Source organism: Paenibacillus sp. FW126-R14, assembly GCF_058789495.1.
The window spans coordinates 55,371-75,408 of the sequence record NZ_JBYTBS010000038.1 but is presented as its reverse complement, the minus strand read 5'-3'; the positions used below and the strand labels follow the sequence as shown (position 1 = coordinate 75,408).

Below are 20,038 nucleotides of genomic sequence, written 5' to 3'. Positions count from 1 at the left end.
AAAACAATAGTTTAATAAGCAAAACACGGCAGCCGGTACATAACCGGCTGCCGTTGTCTGTTGTATTGCCGAGACATTAGTTATAAGCCGGCGGCTCGAAACCTCTTTAATCTGTATACCCTATCTAAAGATTATATGACTATATGAAAGCCATTATTCGATGATATAAATTGAGAATAAGTACAAATTAAGCAGGTTCGAGAGGGAGGAGCTGCCATTTTTAGAATGAGCAAGTAAACATGTAAGTATTTTTATTTTGGAGGGATTTGTATGCGTTTCCGTAAAAAGTACGTTTCTATCGTCGTAGTGATGTCTATGATTTTCTCGCTATGTATATCCGTAATGTCTGTGGGAAGTATGAATGCTCAAGCCTCGGAGCAGAAGGAGGCGAATGCCGATAATTGGAAAAGCCAATGGGTAAATCATGATTGGAAGGCGCAATGGATTTGGGACTCCAAACAAAGCAAATCGAATACGTGGATGAGTTTTCGTAAAACATTCCAATTAGAAAAAAAACCGGACAGCGCGAAAACAAAAATTGCGGTTGACTCGAAATATTGGCTTTGGGTGAATGACCAGCTTGTCGTTTTTGAAGGAGGTTTAAAGAGAGGACCTGCTCCGGAGGATACTTACTACGATGAAATCGATATTGCCCCATATCTAAAAAGTGGAAAGAATACGGTAGCTGTCTTAGTGACGTATTTCGGTGTAGACGGATTCTCCCATAAAAGCAGCGGACAGGGCGGATTCCTCTTCGAATCGGAGCTGGACGGCATGCTGCTAAAGAGCGATCACACCTGGAAAGTGAAATTAAACGGAGCCTACAAAGATGATCCTGTGAAGCCCAACTATCGACTCTCGGAGAGCAACGTATTTTATGATGCAAGAGATGAGCTGGGAGAATGGTATAAAAGCGATGCGGATGATTCAAACTGGGGGAACGCAGTTGAACTGGGAGCGCCTCCTACAGCGCCGTGGAATGATTTGTGGAAAAGACCCATTCCTATGTTTAAGGATTATGGTTTGAAGGATTATATCAACGCAGAGTCTTTCCCTAAGACGAGCGATGGAAGCGTAATCACTGCAAAGTTGCCTTACAATGCACAATTCACGCCGTATTTAAAGGTAAAAGCTCCAGCGGGCAAAACGATCCTAATGGAGCCTGACAGTTACAACGTACCGGCAGGTCCTGCGATAAGAGCCACTTATCTGACCAAAGAGGGAATCCAAGAGTATGAGTCCTTGGGATGGATGAATGGACAAGAGATCAAGTATGTGATTCCCAAAGGTGTGGAAATTATTTCCTTGCAGTTTAGGGAAACCGGCTATAACACCGAATTTAAAGGCTCATTCTCTTCCGATGACGATTTCTTGAATAAGCTGTGGCAAAAATCGCTAAGAACCCTTTATATAACTATGCGAGACAATTACATGGACTGTCCTGATAGAGAACGTGCTCAGTGGTGGGGAGACGCTGTAAACGAGATGGAAATGTCTTATTATTCCTTGGACACGAATGCGTATTTATTAGCTGAAAAAGGGATGAGCAACATCATTGAATGGAGAAGCCCGCAAGGCGCATATCCGACGATTTCTCCGTATGGGTTGAATTTTTTTGAGCTTCCGGCTCAAATGTTGGCTGGCGTCATGGCTTTTTGGACTCATTATGAATACACCGGCAATAAAGAATTGATTGAATATGCTTATCCGAGCGTTAAGCAATATTTGGGTTTATACGAATTCGACGGAGAGGGTCTGGTCATTCACCGGACAGGTACTTGGGATTGGAGTGATTGGGGATCGGAGGTCGACCAAAGGCTAATTACCAATGGATGGTATTATATCGCGCTTGACAGTGCTCTGAAGATGGCGGAGCTGACAGGCAATCGTGCGGACGTCTCTTTATACCGGATGAAAATGGCCAGTATCGAGAAAAATTTTAATCGCGTCTTTTGGAATGGAAGTGAATATAGATCCCCAGGCTATAACGGAGCTACCGATGACCGGGGCAATGCTTTGGCCGTTGTTGCTGGTTTAGCCGACAGCTCCGAGTATGCAAAGCTGAAGAAAGTTTTCCAAACTCAGTTTCATGCCAGTCCATACATGGAAAAATATGTGCTGGAAGCTCTATTTTTAATCGGAGACGAAAAAGAAGCGTTACTACGGATGAAATCTCGTTACGCGGACATGGTCAATGATTCATATTCAACCTTGTGGGAGCAATGGAACAAAAATGACGGAACGAAAAATCACGCTTGGTCCGGCCATCCGCTGACGATCATGTCGAAATATGTAACAGGAGTTTCGCCTATTGATCCTGGTTATGCCAAATACGAGGTTGTTCCGAAATTGGGAACCTTGAATAAGGTGGACACTATTGTTCCTACCCTCAAAGGTGAAATTAAGGTAAGCATAGACAAAAGCTCCTCCGAATTCCATATGTCTGTTGTGTCTCCCGATCAGACCTTAGCCAGAATCGGTATCCCGCGGTTTGGAACTGACAATACGACAATATCGGCGGGCGATCAAGTCATTTGGGAGGATGGAAGATTTGTCGGTCAGCTTGAAGGTATCCATTATGAGTCCAATGATGAGAAGTATGTTTATTTCAACGTGATTCCTGGAAAATGGCATTTTAATGCAAGCATCAAAGAGTCGGGTCCTGCCGATGCCAAGTACGCCCTTGCGATCAATGAAGCTAAGGGAGGCAGCATACGAATTAACGGAGCGGCTGTTTCTATACCGTATAACGGGATATTCACAAAAGGCGAAGAAGTCCTAGTGGAAGCGATTGCAGAGTCAGGGAATGCGTTCAGCCGTTGGGACGGCAGTCTGGCAAGTTCTATACAATCTATCACCGTAAAAATGGATAGCAATAAGACGTTGAATGCTCAATTTAGGCCGGTCGAAAGTGAAAAATACTACGAATTACAAATTGGCAGCAGTCAAAATACAGGCGGCATCGTGAAAATAAATGGTGAGCCATATAGCATTCCTTACAGGGGGTTATTTGATAAGGGTGAATCCATTACCGTAGAGGCGCTGCCGAAAGATGAACTGAATTATGCATTCTTACGTTGGGAGGGGGATATTACCGGTTCGACGAACCCCGTTGCCCTTCGGATGGATCGCAACCTTCAACTGAGCGCTAATTATAAATTTATCGGTCTTCCTAACCTGGCACTTGGGAAAGCGGTACAAACAAACAATAGTCTGGAGATTCCTCCCGCTTGGAGTTTCCGCAATTTGACTGACGGCATCCAAACTTCTACGGGATCGGTTAGCGGTTTTACAACCAATGTTTACCCGTCCCGCGATATTAGCAGCTCCCCTCATTGGATTGAAATTGATCTGGGAGCAGAAATGGACGTTAATCAGGTAAGGCTTTACCCAAGAACGAATGCCCTCACGAAAGACGGTTTAACGCCTAACTTCCCTACGGATTTCACCATTCAAGTGAAGTCCACTGACGGCAACTATATCACCGCCAAGAAAATTACAGAGCAGCCTAATCCACAAGGGGAAGTTCAGGTGTATCCATTTGAATTACAACATGCCAGATTTATAAAGATCAACACAACGAAACTGGGATTGCCTGCCGGTGATGAGGGTGCAGCGAATTCATACAGGATTCAGTTGGCTGAAATTACTGTCCATAACTCTGACGATGTCCGCAAAGAAGCTAAGCTTCAGATTGGAAAGGACGGGGATGGTCAGGTTAAGATCAACGGGGCTCTGTATTCCTTGCCTTACCAGCAAATTTTTGATAAAGGAACGGATATTATTATTGAGGCTCTGCCATCCAGCAATAATACATTTAAGGGCTGGACGGAGGGCATCATTGGAACGAATAATCCGCTGTATATTACATTGAACACTGACCTGTCGCTAACAGCTAAGTTTGACTTCGCTGCTGACAATTTAGCGTTAAACAAATCCGTGAAGGCAATCAATAGCGATGGAGGTGCGTCACAATGGTCTCCGGCTTATTTAACGGATGGCATCCAAATTTCAACCGGTAACACGGGTAGTGAAGGTGTCAAAGGATATACATCCAAAGGATATCCATCGCGAGATATAACGAATAGCCCTCACTGGATTGAAATTGATTTGGGGAAAGATGTCGAGTTTAATCAGCTTCGGCTTTATCCGAGGACAGATGCTCTAGCTGAAGGCGGATTAACGCCTAACTTCCCTACGGATTTCACGATTCAAGTTAAGCCGGAAGCTGGCGGTTATGTGGTTGCGAAAACGATTACAGGGCAGGCCAATCCACAAGGAAAGCCGCAAATTTATACGTTTGATATGAAACGTGCAAGGTATGTCCAAATCAATACCACATTACTTGGACTGCCGACCACGGATGAAGGTCCTAATTTAAAAGACCGGTTTCGAGTTCAGCTTGCAGAAATTGAAGTGTACCGCATAAATTCCGATAAAGAGCTCACGACTTCGTTAACTGGAAGCGATAGCGCGAATTCCGGCCAAGCATGGACCTTAAAATACGGTTTGTCCGGTACAGACTCCATAGCGGAGCAGGGGGTCTTCGCACAAGATCTAACGATCAACTATGATCCGAACATGCTGGACTTTGTTTCGGCCAAGTCACTTCTAGATGGCGTTGAAGTCGTCCGAACGGACGTTCGAAAGCCAGGAGAGGTTCGCATCCTCATAGCAAGTTTAGGAGCGGATCATGCAGTGAAGGCAGACGGTGATTTGCTGCAGTTAAATTGGTTGTCCCATTCCGTGACACAGTCTGCTTCAAGTACGGTAAGCCTTACAAAGGCTGTGTTAGGGGATCGCTTAGGCAATGAAGTGTCAGCAAAAGGGGCGTCCCATACAGTTCGGATTGCTGCCGCGAATCCGGGGGACATTAACGGTGACGGTAAAGTAAGCATCGGGGACCTGGCGCTCGTAGCCAAGTACTACGGCAAAACGAAAGACGACACAGATTGGGAATCGGCGAAGGTGGCAGACATCAACGGAGATGGTAAGATCGGACTGGAGGATCTGGTAGCAGTGGCACAAAGGATCTTGCAAGAACTCCAATGAATGACAGAGGCTGCTGAAAAAATTTCTTAATACATCAAAGGTACAGCTGCTCAATAAAATGAGGAGGCTGTACCTTTTTTTAGGTAATGATTTTTAACGTCTCACCAATGTCAAATGCCAGCTGTCAGAGCGGCTTAAACTTCTAGAATTACGCGCAGTATTGATTGCACTCACTAATAAAAAAATACGAACCTCATCCCCTGTATTGTTATTAAACAATATTTTATTGGGGCTCAAATCTCCTGCACCGCCTCTTGCAATGAAAGTACCAGGTGAAGGTTGGGCTTCCACTTTTATGGCGAAGGCATCATTATTGAACAAGAAATTAATGTCCTTTAAAATTAATTTTTGGCCCTTTTTTACATCGAGCACAATCTGTTGCAGAAGAATAGTTTTTCGTCCACCTACATTGATATTTGTGGGTCTGCCGCCGACGATTCCGTTTAATTGAAACAAAGAGATCACCTCCGAGCATTTAATACAATAACATATGAGAACCTTATTTCTTTAGATTGGGTAGAACTGGAAAATAGGTGGTAGAGTAGAGACCGCTATATTTTAGAAAAATAATTTTCCTGCATAAAATTTCTCTTTCCTGATAATAGTAATCACAAAAAAGGAGAATTCTGAGTGAAAAAGGTATTATTTATGCCTTTATTATTATTTTTAATCATAGGATGGGTGTATCTGGACATTGAAGAGGGCGTCCAAGAAGCTGAGGCGGCAAAACAAAGTGCTTTCCACTATGCCGATTTTCAGATGTATAACGAGGGGCAAGATTTGTATGATTCGCTCTTTTCCGATATTCAAAAAGCGAAAGCGTACATTTATATTCATTTTTTTATTATCCGAAACGATGAAGTTAGTAATAAATTTCTTAGTTTATTGGAGGACAAGGCAAAGCAAGGGGTCGAAGTCAAGTTATCGACAGATCGAATGGGAAGCTTTCTGTTTAAGAAATCGATGCGAGAAAGATTACGTAAGGCTGGGGTGCAGTTTACGTTTAGCGGTAAGCCTAAGTTTCCTCATTTCTTCTATACTTTACAAAATCGGAATCATCGACGGATGATTGTGATTGACGGGACGACCGCATATATTGGCGGTTTTAATATGGGAAAGGAACATTTGGATCAAGATAAGCGATTGGGTCATTGGGAGGATTATCACTTTCGGATCAGTGGTGACGGCGCTCAAGAGATGGAAAGACAATTTCTGCTTGATTGGGAAAATAATACGGGTGAAAGCTTTCCAGTTCATGCTAGCTCCCCTATAAATGGAAATACGCGCTATGAGTATTTTTTTACGGACGGAAAAGGATTGGCGGAGCGATATCAGGACTGGATAATGACGGCAAGTCATTCGATCGTGATTGCCACTCCTTATTTTATTCCAGGAAAGCAAATGGAGGATGTACTGCTAGCGGCAAGAAAACGAGGAGTTGCTATAAAAATTTTAGTTCCGCTTAATAGCAATTTCCCTTTGATCAAACAAGCTGCATACCCGTACTTAAGAGAGCTTTTGAAACATGGGGCGGAAATTTATTTATATCAGAACGGTTTTTTTCATGGAAAGGTTATGTGCATTGATGAAAAGTATGTGATAACGGGTACCCCTAATTTTGATACTCGCACCTTCTATCTGAATAAAGAATCGGTATGCTCCATATACGATGGACCGATTATAGCTGAGATCCAGAAAAAGCTACAGGATGAATTTCGGATATCAAAGCGTATTTCTGATACTTATTTCGATGAATTTAATAGATGGGACCGATTATTGGAGAGGACAATTTCGATTGTCTCTTTTTATCTTTAACGATTTTGTTATTGAGGGAGAAAAGTTATGTATTTGCAACACATTGTCTAGAATGAATAATGCATAAACACCAAATTTCAGGAGGCGCTCGCGGGATGTTATACATGATTGATTATTACTTTACCAAGCCTGGTCAGGGGACAACAGATAGATACAACGGGTCAATTCAAGTAGAAATCGATAGTGATGTGGAGTCGGAGATCGTTGAAAAAGCGAAAGAGATCGTTATGGAAAAAGAAGGCGCCACAGACGTGAAAATAAGTTTAATAAGTCCGGAATGTTAGGCCGCTCAGACGAAGCGGCTTTTTTTCTTGTGTGCTATATCGATATTCAAATAATATATTGTATCATATATGAAATGATGTTATATTTATTACATCCTAAATATTGGGTGGGTATAAAAAATGCTATGTTTTGTGTACTAACATGACATGTATCGAAAAAAACAGGGAGGCAAACAAATGATGACTCAGAAACAAGTGCTGCTGTTCCAAGAGGGAGACGCTTCAATGAAAACACTACTTGGAGGAAAAGGGGCCAATCTAGCTGAAATGACTCGGGCTGGCCTTCCTGTACCTCCAGGATTTACGATTACGACGGAGGCTTGTTTAACTTTTTTTAAGGTCGGTAATCGAATCTCTGATGAGCTCCTTGATCAAATTTCAGCAGCGCTTAAAGAGCTTGAGAAACAAAAAAGACAATTGTTCGGAGATGCTGCAAATCCTCTTTTGGTATCTGTACGATCGGGTTCTGTAAGCTCGATGCCAGGCATGATGGATACCATTCTGAACCTTGGACTTAATGACATCACGGTGAGAGGACTGGCAGCTCTTACAAGCAATGAAACGTTTGCTTACGATTGCTACCGTCGCTTGATGCAGATGTTTGGAAACGTGGTTCTGGGCATTGAATCCTATCATTTCGAACGGCTATTGCACCAATTGAAAGAGAAAGAAGGCGCTGAGCAAGATCAAGATATTTCGGCTTCCGGTTGGAAGCTTCTCATTCAGGAATACAAGGCGTGCATTTTGGCAAAAACGGGTAGTGCTTTCCCGCAGCAAGTCGACGAGCAATTGAGAATGGCCATTGAGGCTGTGTTCAAGTCCTGGAACAACCCAAGAGCGCAGATTTACCGGAAAATCAATCGGATTCCAGATGATCAGGGGACAGCAGTCAACATTCAGAGCATGGTTTTCGGCAATTTGGGAGGGAATTGTGGGACTGGCGTTGTTTTTACAAGAAATCCATCTACGGGTGAGAACACTTTCTTCGGTGAATATCTCATTAATGCGCAGGGAGAAGATGTCGTAGCCGGTATTAGGACTCCGCTTGCGATTGCCGCTTTGAAAAATGAGATGCCGGAGATTTACGAGCAATTGTTTCGGGCTTCCAAGCAGCTTGAGAAGCATTACAAAGATATGCAGGATATCGAATTTACGGTTGAAAATAATAAGCTTTACTTGCTGCAAACACGTAATGGGAAGAGAAATTCGCAAGCTGCGTTGAAAATTGCCGTTGATTTGGTTCATGAAGGTTTATTGTCGAAGCAGGAAGCGATTGGGCGCATAGAAGTGTCCCATCTTGATCAGCTTTTGCATAGAGGAATTGATGAAGAGGCAATCAAGGATGTGATAGCCAAAGGACTTCCGGCTTCTCCGGGTGCTGCGGTTGGGCAGCTTGTATTTGACGCAGACACTGCGGCAGAGTGGAACCGAGCCGGTAAGACGGTCATTCTGGCAAGAAATGAAACGACTCCGGAAGATATCCACGGTGTGATTGCTTCGGAAGGCATTCTGACATGCCGTGGCGGGATGACAAGCCATGCAGCTGTCGTAGCACGAGGAATGGGTAAACCATGCGTTTGCGGATGCGAAGAAGTCCGAATTATGCTTGATGATAAGCGCATGTCAGCCGGAGGCAGGATCGTGGAAGAAGGCGATTGGATTACGCTTGATGGTGCAACCGGACGCGTCATTGTAGGTGCTATGCCTTTAAGAGAAGCCAAAATGACGGATGAGCTGCTCGTTGTACTAAGTTGGGCGGATGAGCTTCGAACACTGAAAGTTTACGCCAATGCAGACAATCCGGAAGATGCCAAAACCGCCAGAAAATTAGGTGCGCAAGGGATCGGATTATGCCGGACAGAGCATATGTTTTTCTCTCCGACTCGTTTGCCTGTCGTTCAACAAATGATCCTGGCGGATAATAAAGAGAAACGACTGAATGCGCTAGCGCAGCTGCTTCCCATGCAGCAATCGGATTTTGAAGGCATGTTCGAAGAGATGGAGGGTCTTCCGGTAACGATAAGACTACTGGATCCGCCTTTGCATGAGTTTTTACCTAACCTCGAGGAACTGCAAAAAAGACATATACAGCTGACGTATGAAGCAGGTGGGTCAGATTCGGAAAGAGAAGCGACGGCAGATCTTCTGCGCAAAGTACAAACGCTTCACGAAACTAACCCTATGCTAGGGCAGCGGGGATGCCGATTGGGCATTGTTTTTCCAGAGATCTATCATATGCAGATTGAGGCTATCTTCCGTGCGGCTTCCAGGTGTATGAACAAAGGGATTCGGGTTGTCCCTGAAATTATGATTCCGCTAGTTGGCCATTCGAATGAGCTTAAAGTTCTGAGAGAGCTTGTTGATTGCGTTGCGGAACAGGTGTTGGGGAATGATAAGCTGAGAGATTGCCCTTACAAGGTAGGGACGATGATTGAGGTGCCACGTGCAGCGCTTACGGCGCGTCAAATTGTGGCTCATGCCGATTTTTTCTCTTTTGGCACAAATGACTTGACACAGATGACGTATGGCTACAGCCGTGATGATGCGGAAGGGAAATTTCTAACCCATTATGTCGATCAAAAGCTGCTTCCGCATAACCCCTTTCAAGTGTTAGATACAGATGGTGTCGGACAACTAATTGAATTGGCTGTAAGTGGAGGGCGTCTTATTAAGCCGGCTTTAAAAACAGGTATTTGCGGCGAGCATGGCGGGGATAAAGAGTCGATTATCTTTTGTCATTTGACAGGATTAGACTATGTGAGTTGTTCTCCTTTCCGAATTCCTTTGGCACGCATAGCTGCAGCACAAGCATTCATTCTACATGGAAATCCTAGTGAGATTCAAATCACTCAGGTAGTTTGATTGGAGTCCTTCAATATACTCAGGATACCCTTATCTCGATTTTTTCGAGGAAAGGGTATCTTGTTTTGCTATATTTCAAAAACAAAACACCCTTAGTTCAGTGGAAAACCGAACCAAGGGTGCTTATTGTCTAATGCTCTCTACTTGATGGTGGCAAGATCGTTTTATGATCGATATCGAGCTTATGTAAGGTAACTGCTGCGGCGTTAAACTGATTTGTGTTCAGATTCGGATCACTAACTTGATCGAGTGGCAAATCCTTTGTTTCAGGTGCCCAAGCTATCGAAATAATCGCACCGAAGACGATCACTCCGACCAATCCAAGCATGGTCGCCTGTAAGCCAAACGCTGTGAGCGTGATGGGCAGAAAGAAAGTGCCGATTGCGGCGCCAATACGGCTCACTGCCGTAGCGAAACCAATTCCAGTTGAGCGAATCTCAGTGGGAAAGAGCTCGGCAGGATAAACAGCAGTCAGATTGGAAACGGCAGATATAAGAAAGGTAAACAGGACGAAACAAACGATCTGTATCATTTGATACGAGCTGCCCAACAGGCCAAGCGGAAGCAAAGTAACTCCCATCACGATAAAGGTATTGATGGCGAGCTTTCGGCGGGAGGATTTTTCCACCATCCAAATGCCCACAACACCACCAATTAATAAGAACAGGTTTAGCAGCAAGTCGACCGCAAAAGAGTATTCAAGCCGAAGACTGTCTAATATGCTCGGCAAAAATGTATAGATGGCATAATAGGGCACAACCATGCAGAAATAAAATAAGCTTCCAAATACCGTTCGTTTCCAAAGATTTTTATTGAACAAACTTAAGTAACTGTATATTTCTTTCGTTTGAGAAGTTTCATCAATGATGGCGTTTGGACTGATGTGTTTGGCAACAATATGCTGCGCTTTCTCTTTTTGGCCTTTGCTCATGAGCCATCTTGGCGATTCAGGAACTCCAATTCGCATGAAAAGGACGAGGAAAGCCGGGAGTGCTGCACTTACTAGCATCCAACGCCAAGCGTGAGGTCCTAGTTGATTCATGTAATATGAAAGCACATTGGAAGCAACGTATCCGACCGTCCACATCACCACGGTGGAGGAGAGAAGAAAACCTCTGTATTTCTTAGGAATGAACTCTACGAGCAGAGCTTGCCCAACAGCATAATCCCCACCGAGACCGAACCCGATTGCGAGTCGCAAGATAAAAAGGGTAATCGGATCCGTAACCCAGAACTGCAGCAAAGAGGCCACAGCAATAATAAAGAAATTCGTAATAAATATCTTCTGTCTTCCGATATGGTCCGACAATCTTCCGAGTATCAAGCTTCCGAAAAATAGTCCAAGCAATGCAGCGCTTCCTAAAAGTCCGTTCCAGAGTGGGGATATATTCATATCCGTATCAATGATCGAAAGTGCGACTGCAATGATTCCGATGGCGTAGCCATCTGAGAAATTCGCCCCAAAGGCAAGGGCACTTATTCTGAGGTGAAATTTGTTTAAAGGCGCGTCATCTAATTTGAACGTCCCTACTCTGCTCATCCACATGCCCCCTATATGTTTTCAAAAATGAATCCCAGGTGTTCCAGATGATCTGAAAGCGCTTAAATTTATGTTCGCTATTTAGTGAACAGTACGATTGACGAACCTTCTTTGACCACTTCAAACTTTCGTAACTTGACGCGGTCGGGATCAAACAACGTTTTTCCCGTCTCCAATGAGAATTCCCAACCGTGAAGAGGGCATCTAATGATTTCATCCTCACAGCCGTAAACGTGCTGATGCGGTTCACAAGGCAGCATAGTGCCGGATACAAATCCATTCACCAGAGGGACGGCCATGTGAGGGCATATATTTTGAAACGCATACAATTTTCCGTTAACATTTTTTACGGCAATTTCTAAGCCATTTACTTTAATGACAGTACCTTCTCCGGACTGAAGTTCATTCTCTTCACAAACTACGTGGCGACTACGCTCCGACATTCGTAATGCTCCTTTCTCTGGTGGGTGCATATCACAGATTGAAAGTTCTTCTAGCATTTTCATAAAATACTTTGTGCCGTAATTCCTGTGGGAACATGCGGAAGGCTACAGCTGACGGATCTCCATCCCAATGCGGGTAGTCCGTTGCGAACAATAGCATATCTTCCATTTTGCCCATTTCGATGACAGACAGCAAGTCTTTTGGGTGAAAAGGTTCTTCAGAAGGTTGGGTGCCAAGAAGGACGTTGCGACGAATGAGCTCGCTCGGCAGTTCCTTTACCCATGGAATTTCTTCACGCAAAGCTTTCCAATTTTTATCAAGCCTCCACATGACACTAGGTATCCAAGAGAAACCGTATTCAAGAAAGACAAATTTTAATTTGGGGAATCTGGTGAATACCCCTTCACATGCCAAGCTCATTACTTGACGAATTGCCACAAGGGCTAGAGAAGAATGCCATTCCATATACGTTGATGCAGGACCCACTGCCTGAGCTGGTGAATACTCGCCTGCACCTTCTGCATCTGGATGCAGAACAATGGGCAATCCATATGCTTCGGAAATCTCGTAGATCGGATAATAATGACGTTTTCCAAGCGGAATATTCGTACATTGAAGGTTGATGCCAACTACTTCAGGTCGTTTCCCGACTCGTTCGATCTCTTGAACTGTTCGAACAGGGTCCATAGGCGTAGCATTCAGTGTCATTCGGAAACGGCTGTCCTTTTTTACCCATTCGTGGTATAGCCAATCATTGTAGGCACTGTTATAATCAGCTGCCAGATCGACATCGTAATGGGCTGCCATCGTTCCTTCACCCGCGTTGAGAATGGCATATGTGGCGTTCGAGCGTTCCAAACAATCCTTTACAAGATACTCCCAATCGGAGGCGGGAGTTTTACCGCTAGGCGGTATCGCATCCAAGCGAAAGCCTCGCAAAGGGCCAATGTTTTCGTAGCGTTGTATCGGGATGGTAAACTCGCCTGCGCAATATCCGCCACTCGTAAATTTGTATTCGCCGAGGCGCATACGTTTTTGCAATGATTTATCCATGTAGGGAATCAAATCATGCAAATTATCGATGCTTGGATGAACATCCGCATCAATCATTAATCTTGAGCTCTTGGGCTCTTCTCTCGTTGATACATCGGTCATTTCTTACACCATCCTTTCGTGCTTCATCATTGAAGCTATATGTTCAAGGTAGCAACGATTGGAATTCATGTAAAATTGACAGAATTTATGAAAGGCATAGCTATTTTCAATCGATCACATATTCAAATAAAACTTTACTTGCATTTTTTTACTAACCAATATGACCGGACTGTGTCTATAAATGTATGTAACTCTTTAGAATTGGCATTTTGTTTTAAGGAAATGAGGGAAGTTTTTGATTTATATTTGTTTTCTTCTCCCGAAACGATAGGTACAAGCTCACCCGATTGAAGCTCCTCCGAAACAGTGCTGGAAGCTACTAATGCGATACCAAGATGAATTCTAGCAGCTTGTTTGACGGCTTCTTCACTTCCAAACTCGATGACTTTCTTTATTTTGACTTTTGATTCGGCTAACCAATTGTCCAGCTGAGTCGAATAATAACCTTTGATATGATCGTTATACTTGATTAATGGGAAATTATGAAGGAGCTCTTCAAAGCTGTAATTTTCAAAAAGCTCTTTAGAAACGACCAGATGGATCATTTCTTCATCGAGGGAGTAATTCATTACGCCATTTTTGTGATGCTCGCCAGAGATAACGCCTAGATCGTATTCATTGGATTCGACTCCTCGGATCACATCGTTGCTATGACAAGTAAATAGTTTGATCTGTACGTCGGGAGACAACTTTACATATTTTGAAATAATAAATGGGAAGAAGTAGGTACAGTAGACCTCTGCCGCAGCAATCGTGATGATTCCTGTAGATTGTGAGAGCTCCGAGATATTCTTTTCAGCAGCTTCGATGATTGTGAAAATTTGATCGGCGTACTCCTTTAACATTTTTCCCGCAGGCGTTAACGATACTTTTTTACCAATTCGATAAAATAGAGGCTGCTTTAGTTCCTGTTCGAGCATTTGGATTTGAGCAGTAACGGTCGGCTGTGTAAAGTTCAGATACTCCGCAGCCTTCGTAAAGCTCTGTAGATTGGTAGTAATCTGGAAGGACTTTAGATTCCTTAGCTCCATTTCTCTTCTCCCTTACTTTAATTTTGTGAATAGTGTACAAGAGTATCGCATGAAACTCAACCCTTTCATGAAAGTAACGGAAGTTGTTGAAAAAAATAGCAGTTTTTTTATAACGGAAGAAATTTATATTGAAATCATATATGATAAGATATATAATTCGTTTAGTGGCTTATATACAAGATAAAAAGGAAGTGAAACCACATATGTATATTAACGGTGAATGGATCCAATCAAATGAACAATTAAAAGTAACGAATCCTGCAACTGGCGAAATCGTTGATCTGGTTTATACCGTAGGTCATGAAGAAACGGAACAGGCTATTCAAGCGGCAGCTGAAGCATTTCCGGCATGGTCACGAGTTACGGCTGAAGAGCGAGCGGCTTACTTGCACAAGGTAGTGGCAAAATTAGAAGAGAATCGCGAACGATTGGCCGAAGTGATTACGAAAGAGATGGGTAAATCCATTCATTATTCACGTTATGAAGTGGGCAGTGCAATTGCTTTTTTTAAATGGTTCGCGGAGGAAGCACGCCGAGTCTATGGGAAAACGGTTTCATCCTCTTTTAGCAATAAGCGCATAAGCGTGGAGAAACAACCGGTGGGGGTTGTAGCCGCCATTACACCATGGAATTATCCGTTATCGATGATCGCTAGAAAACTGGGACCTGCGCTAGCGGTTGGCTGCACGGTAGTCCTTAAGCCATCCAAGGAAGCTCCTCTATCTGCCGTAGAACTATTTAAAATATTTGATGAAATCGGTTTTCCAAAAGGTGTTGTTAATTTAGTTATCGGGCAATCCGCACCAATCGCCAAAGCGCTCATGGAGAGTAAAGATGTCCGTAAGATCTCATTTACCGGATCGACGGAAGTTGGCAAACAATTGATTCGTCAATCGGCGGACACCGTTAAGCGAGTTTCCATGGAGCTTGGAGGGCATGCCCCATTTATTGTGTTTGAAGATGCAGACCTTGATTTGGCCGTTGCCGGTGCCATTCAAAGTAAATTTGCTTCTGCCGGTCAGCAATGCGTATGTGCGAACAGGATATACGTACACGACAGCATTTATGATGAATTCGCTGCTCGTTTCCTCGTCAAGGTTGCAGCAATGAAGGTCGGGGACGGTCTTGAAGAATCCAATCAGATCGGCGCTATGATCAATCAACAGGCGATCGATAAAGTGCATGACCAGGTTGAGGACGCGATAAATAAAGGAGCCAAAATCATTTACGGAGGAAAACAGCTGACAGCAGGGCAATATGGCAACGGACATTTTTACCTCCCTACTATAATCACCGAAGTAAAAGAAGGCATGAAAATTGTGCATGAAGAAACATTTGGTCCGGTAGCCCCATTAATCCGTTTTCATACCGAAGAAGAAGTTATCATGAAAGCGAATGCCATTGAATATGGATTAGCCTCTTACTTCTATACCAATGATTTGTCGAGAATGCATCGGATGTCGGAAAAGTTAGAGTATGGAATGGTAGGGGTCAATGATCCGTTTCCATTTTCTGTTCAAGCTCCTTTTGGCGGTATGAAGGAAAGCGGATTAGGCAGAGAAGGCGGGAGCGAAGGGCTCGATGATTATCTCGTTATAAAAATGACATCCGTTCTAATTAAAGAATAACAAGATGAAGGGGGCTATCATTTGAGCAGCATTTGTGTGATCGGTGCGGGAACGATGGGGAGAGGCATTGCTTATGTAGCAGCGCTTGGAGGCTTTAACGTAAGGTTGAACGACATTTCGAGTGAAAACTTGGAGAAGGCTGCTCAATACTTGACATCAACGATGAATCAGAGCGCTGAGAAGGGCTTTTTGGATAAAAATGAAGCGGAAAAAGCGCTGCAAAGAATCACTTATACGACGAACCTGTCTGAAGCGGTGAAAGGCGTCGAGATCGTCATTGAAGCCGTATTTGAATTAATGGAATTGAAATTGGATATCTTCAAGAAACTAGACGAGTTTTGCGGGGAAGATACGATTCTTGCCACGAATACTTCCACGATGAGTCCGACAGAAATTGCGGCTTCAACATCACGACCGGATAAATGTATCGCGATGCACTTTTTCAATCCCGTTCATAAAATGAAGCTGATTGAAATCGTAAGGGGACTGCAAACTTCGGATAAAACTGTCGATTTTGTGAAAGCGTTCGCATCGAAGATCGGCAAGGAAACCGTAGAAGTCAACGAATTTCCCGGCTTCGTGACAAGCAGGATGAATTGTTTAATCGGCAACGAAGCGATGAACATGCTAATGGAAGGCGTGGCGTCGGCCAGCGATATCGATAAGGCGATGAAACTGGGATTAAATCATCCCATGGGACCTCTTGAATTAGCCGATTTGGTCGGATTGGATACGAGGTTAAGGAACATGGAGTATTTATATAAAACATTGGGCGAAAAATACCGCCCGTGTCCTTTACTCATTAAATATGTAAAAGCGGGACGTTTGGGTCGCAAATCGGGAGCTGGTTTTTATGAATATTAGTGCCCATTGTCCCAAATTGATGTCAGCTCAACAAGCGATAGAACACATTAAGGACGGAGACACGCTATTAGTTGGCGGCTTTGGTCTTTGCGGAACTCCCTTCACGTTAATCGATACGATTACCGAGCAGGATAAGGCTAGACATCTTACCGTCATTAGCAATAATTTGGGGGAAACGGGAAAGGGTCTGGGAAAGCTGTTAATCTCCAAGCATCTTAAAAAGGTAGTCGGCTCATACTTCACCTCCAATCGCGATGCTGTTCTAGCCTGGAAGCAAGGGGAATTAGAGATTGAAGTCATACCTCAAGGTACGCTTGCGGAAGCGATTCGCAGTGGCGGAGCAGGCATTGCCGGTTTTTATACGAAAACAGCGGTGGGCACTTCACTGGCTGAGGGGAAAGAAGAAAGAGTTTTTAATGGAGAAAGATACATCTTAATTGAAGGCATTCGTGCGAATGTTGCGTTAATTAAGGCTTATAAAGCAGATAAACTGGGAAACCTGATTTATTCAAAATCGGCTAGGAATTTTAATCCGCTTATGGCCACCGCTGCAGATCTCGTCATCGCAGAGGTAGATGAGATTGTTGAAGTAGGAACGTTTGAACCGGAACAGATTGTTACGCCTCATTCCTTCGTAGATATCATCGTCATTAATGACAGATATGTAAAAGTAGGGGGTGAATATGTTGAACACTCTAATTGAAAGCAATGAAGTCCAATATAGAAAGAGAATAGCCAGACGAATCACTTTGGAGCTGGAAAGAGGTATGGTTGTAAATCTAGGTGTGGGTATTCCAACTTTAATTCAAGATTTTTTGCCGGAGGATCATGGGGTTTTCCTGCAATCTGAAAATGGCGTATTAGGAATGGGACCAACTCCAGCCAAAGAAGATATCGATATGGACTTAATTAGTGCAAGCAAACACCCTATAACGTTAGATCAAGGCGCATCGATTTTTTCAAGCGCAGATTCGTTTGCCATGATTCGTGGCGGACATATTGACGTAGCTGTTTTGGGGGCGCTTCAAGTAAGCGAAAAAGGTGAAATTGCCAATTGGGCTATACCGGGTAGAGATATTCTTGGCGTAGGCGGAGCGATGGATTTGGTTGCCAATACGAAAAAAATTATTGTTGCCATCACCCATGTCAATAAAGATAGGAAACCTAAAATTGTAGAACAGCTGACTTACCCGACAAGCGGCATTCGGACTGCGGAGAAAATTGTGACGGAAAAAGGGGTGTTTGCCCTTCTCGACGGTAAGCTGTATTTGCAAGAAATAGCAGAGGATTGTTCTTTAGAGGATATTAGGCAGTACACAAGCGCAAATTTCGAAGTTGCCAAAGGTGTAAAAGTAATGTCCGTCTAAGCTGATTGACTGAAATGAGGTGGCAAATGAACGTCAGAAACTTGTTAACTAAGGTCGAAGATGGGATTGGATTAATCACCATAAACAGACCGGAGCTGCGAAATGCTTTGGATATACATACTTTGCAAGAAATAGAAAGTGTCCTGGACCAGTGGATCTATGATGAGAATGTGCGCGTTGTTATTTTTACCGGTTCGGGTGAAAAGTCGTTTGCTGCCGGAGCGGATATCGCCCAGTTGAATAAAAGGACAATGGTCGAGGCGCTGCTTCCCAATATGACAGCTACGTATCGAAAGATAGAAATGTACGAAAAGCCGACAATAGCCGCCATTAACGGATTCGCGCTCGGCGGGGGTTTGGAGTTAGCCCTTGCATGCGATATTCGAATTGCGGCGACGAATGCGAAGATGGGCTTACCCGAATTAACTTTAGCCATTATGCCCGGTGCTGGCGGAACACAGCGGCTTTCTAGGATTGTTGGGAAAGGGAAGGCGCTTGAAATGATTCTGACGGGCGATATGATCACCGCTGAAAAAGCGGAACAAATAGGCCTTGTTAGCCGGGCCGCAGCCCAGGAAGAGCTTATGGATGTCGCTTATGAATACGCGCGTAAAATCAGTGCTATGGGACCGCTTGCAGTTCGACTTGCCAAAGCCGTGATTCATCGCGGTGCGGATCTGGATATGGAGACAGCCTTATACCTTGAGAAGCTCGCCCAAACAGTGCTCATGGGATCCGAGGATAAGCGGGAAGGCACGCAAGCCTTTTTAGTTAAAAGCAAGCCTAATTTTAAAGGTAAATAGAAAAAGGAGTGGGGAAGATGGATTTTAATTTATCCGATGATTTGAAGCTGCTTGTTAAAACAGTTGGTGACTTTGTTCAAGATGAAGTAGAAAAAGCGGCGATGGAAATTGAAGAGAATGACGAAATTCCGGAAAGAATCGTAAAAATGTCCAAGGAGATGGGGCTATTCGGTTTAAGCATTCCTGAAGAATACGATGGTTTAGGCTTGGATATGATTGGGAAATGCGCTATTTACGAAGAAATCGGAAAGACGCATAACGGATTTACTACGTTAATCGGTGCGCATACCGGGATTGGTTCCGTTGGCATCGTAGATCTTGGAACAGAGGCGCAAAAGAAAAAATATCTCCCGAGAATGGCTTCAGGTGAATGGATCGGCGCTTTTGCTTTAACTGAACCTAGCGCCGGCTCCAATGCGGCTAATTTAAAAACAACGGCTGTAAGAAAAGGCGATAAATACATCATTAACGGCTCTAAGCATTATATTACGAACGCGGTATGCGGACATGTATTTACAGTAATGGCTGTAACTGACCCTAGCCAAGGCGCCAAAGGAATCACTTCTTTTATCGTGGAAAAGGATTTCCCTGGATTTAAATTGGGTTCGGTGGAGAAGAAAATGGGTCTGCGCGGTTCCCATTCGGCGGAATTGTTCTTTGAAGATATGGAGGTCCCTGTAGAAAATGTGCTTGGAACCGAAGGATTGGGTTATGTCAACGCATTGAAAATCTTGGCGAATGGCCGTGCAGGGCTTGCAGCGAGAAACTTAGGCTCCTGTGAAAAACTATTGGAAATGAGCATGGCCTACGCTATGCAAAGAACGCAATTCGGCAAACCGATTTTCGAACAGCAGGCTGTTCAACATTTGCTGGCTGATATGGCAATGGAGATCGAAGTTCTTCGGTCGATGACATACCGTGCCGCTTGGATGAGCGATCAGGGCATGCGTGTTGTCAAAGAAGCGTCCATTGCCAAGCTGTACGGCTCTGAAGTGTACAATCGAGTTGCGGCAAACGCTGTACAAATTCATGGAGGCATCGGATATATGCGAGATTTTCCAATCGAGCGTTTCTATCGCGATGCACGGATCACCACGATTTACGAAGGAACTTCACAAATTCAGAAAAATATTATCGCTGGCGAGCTAAAGAGAGAATTCTCCTAATAAATAAACGAGAGAAGGAAGTTTTCT

15 protein-coding genes are annotated in these 20,038 nt (G+C 43.9%); 10 read left to right on the top strand and 5 right to left on the bottom strand.

What is annotated here, in order from left to right:
- Positions 1-270: 270 nt before the first annotated feature.
- Complete coding sequence (locus tag AC3WRW_RS21875) at positions 271-5,052, top strand: alpha-L-rhamnosidase-related protein (RefSeq protein WP_492548413.1); 4,782 nt, start codon at positions 271-273, stop codon at positions 5,050-5,052.
- A gap of 93 nt (positions 5,053-5,145) precedes the next feature.
- On the opposite strand, the gene AC3WRW_RS21870 is transcribed toward AC3WRW_RS21875, so the two are convergent.
- Positions 5,146-5,508 (bottom strand): hypothetical protein, encoded by a 363-nt coding sequence (locus AC3WRW_RS21870; RefSeq protein WP_492548412.1) that lies wholly within the window; start codon positions 5,506-5,508, stop codon positions 5,146-5,148.
- A 192-nt stretch (positions 5,509-5,700) separates the two neighbouring features.
- Between AC3WRW_RS21870 and AC3WRW_RS21865 the strand changes: the two genes are divergently transcribed.
- The 3 genes from AC3WRW_RS21865 (at position 5,701) to ppdK (ending at position 10,013) form a co-directional block, all read left to right on the top strand.
- On the top strand, positions 5,701-6,867 hold the full coding sequence (locus AC3WRW_RS21865; RefSeq protein ID WP_492548420.1) for a phospholipase D-like domain-containing protein: 1,167 nt from the start codon (positions 5,701-5,703) through the stop codon (positions 6,865-6,867).
- Between the two features lie 95 nt (positions 6,868-6,962).
- A complete protein-coding gene (locus tag AC3WRW_RS21860) occupies positions 6,963-7,151 on the top strand; it encodes a hypothetical protein (protein ID WP_492548411.1) in 189 nt (62 codons plus the stop codon).
- 180 nt (positions 7,152-7,331) lie between these two features.
- Complete coding sequence (ppdK, locus tag AC3WRW_RS21855) at positions 7,332-10,013, top strand: pyruvate, phosphate dikinase (RefSeq protein ID WP_492548419.1); 2,682 nt, start codon at positions 7,332-7,334, stop codon at positions 10,011-10,013.
- A 130-nt stretch (positions 10,014-10,143) separates the two neighbouring features.
- On the opposite strand, the gene AC3WRW_RS21850 is transcribed toward ppdK, so the two are convergent.
- The 4 genes from AC3WRW_RS21850 to AC3WRW_RS21835 all read right to left on the bottom strand — a co-directional run bounded on the left by AC3WRW_RS21850 (position 10,144) and on the right by AC3WRW_RS21835 (position 14,183).
- Positions 10,144-11,553 (bottom strand): MFS transporter, encoded by a 1,410-nt coding sequence (locus tag AC3WRW_RS21850; RefSeq protein ID WP_492548410.1) that lies wholly within the window; start codon positions 11,551-11,553, stop codon positions 10,144-10,146.
- A gap of 77 nt (positions 11,554-11,630) precedes the next feature.
- Complete coding sequence (locus tag AC3WRW_RS21845) at positions 11,631-11,996, bottom strand: Rieske (2Fe-2S) protein (protein ID WP_492548409.1); 366 nt, start codon at positions 11,994-11,996, stop codon at positions 11,631-11,633.
- A gap of 31 nt (positions 11,997-12,027) precedes the next feature.
- Positions 12,028-13,152, bottom strand: a complete 1,125-nt coding sequence (locus tag AC3WRW_RS21840) for an amidohydrolase family protein (protein ID WP_492548408.1) — start codon at positions 13,150-13,152, stop codon at positions 12,028-12,030.
- A gap of 134 nt (positions 13,153-13,286) precedes the next feature.
- Positions 13,287-14,183 carry a LysR family transcriptional regulator gene (locus AC3WRW_RS21835; RefSeq protein ID WP_492548407.1) on the bottom strand — a complete coding sequence of 299 codons (897 nt, stop codon included), beginning with the start codon at positions 14,181-14,183 and terminating at the stop codon, positions 13,287-13,289.
- A gap of 203 nt (positions 14,184-14,386) precedes the next feature.
- Here AC3WRW_RS21835 and AC3WRW_RS21830 point away from each other — a divergent pair, with 203 nt between their 5' ends.
- From AC3WRW_RS21830 to AC3WRW_RS21805, 6 genes are read left to right on the top strand one after another with little or no spacing between them, the layout of a single operon-like run.
- Positions 14,387-15,811: an NAD-dependent succinate-semialdehyde dehydrogenase gene (locus AC3WRW_RS21830; protein ID WP_492548406.1), complete on the top strand. Its 1,425-nt coding sequence runs from the start codon at positions 14,387-14,389 to the stop codon at positions 15,809-15,811.
- A gap of 21 nt (positions 15,812-15,832) precedes the next feature.
- A complete protein-coding gene (locus tag AC3WRW_RS21825; RefSeq protein ID WP_492548405.1) occupies positions 15,833-16,675 on the top strand; it encodes a 3-hydroxyacyl-CoA dehydrogenase in 843 nt (280 codons plus the stop codon).
- 19 nt (positions 16,676-16,694) lie between these two features.
- A complete protein-coding gene (locus AC3WRW_RS21820; RefSeq protein ID WP_492548404.1) occupies positions 16,695-17,378 on the top strand; it encodes a CoA transferase subunit A in 684 nt (227 codons plus the stop codon).
- Complete coding sequence (locus tag AC3WRW_RS21815; RefSeq protein WP_492548418.1) at positions 17,359-18,042, top strand: 3-oxoacid CoA-transferase subunit B; 684 nt, start codon at positions 17,359-17,361, stop codon at positions 18,040-18,042. Before AC3WRW_RS21820 ends, AC3WRW_RS21815 begins: the two co-directional genes overlap by 20 nt.
- A gap of 26 nt (positions 18,043-18,068) precedes the next feature.
- The gene (locus AC3WRW_RS21810; protein WP_492548403.1) at positions 18,069-18,845 is read left to right on the top strand and encodes an enoyl-CoA hydratase/isomerase family protein; all 777 of its coding nucleotides are present in this window, start codon (positions 18,069-18,071) and stop codon (positions 18,843-18,845) included.
- Positions 18,846-18,862: 17 nt separating this feature from the next.
- On the top strand, positions 18,863-20,011 hold the full coding sequence (locus AC3WRW_RS21805; RefSeq protein ID WP_492548402.1) for an acyl-CoA dehydrogenase family protein: 1,149 nt from the start codon (positions 18,863-18,865) through the stop codon (positions 20,009-20,011).
- Positions 20,012-20,038: the final 27 nt, after the last annotated feature.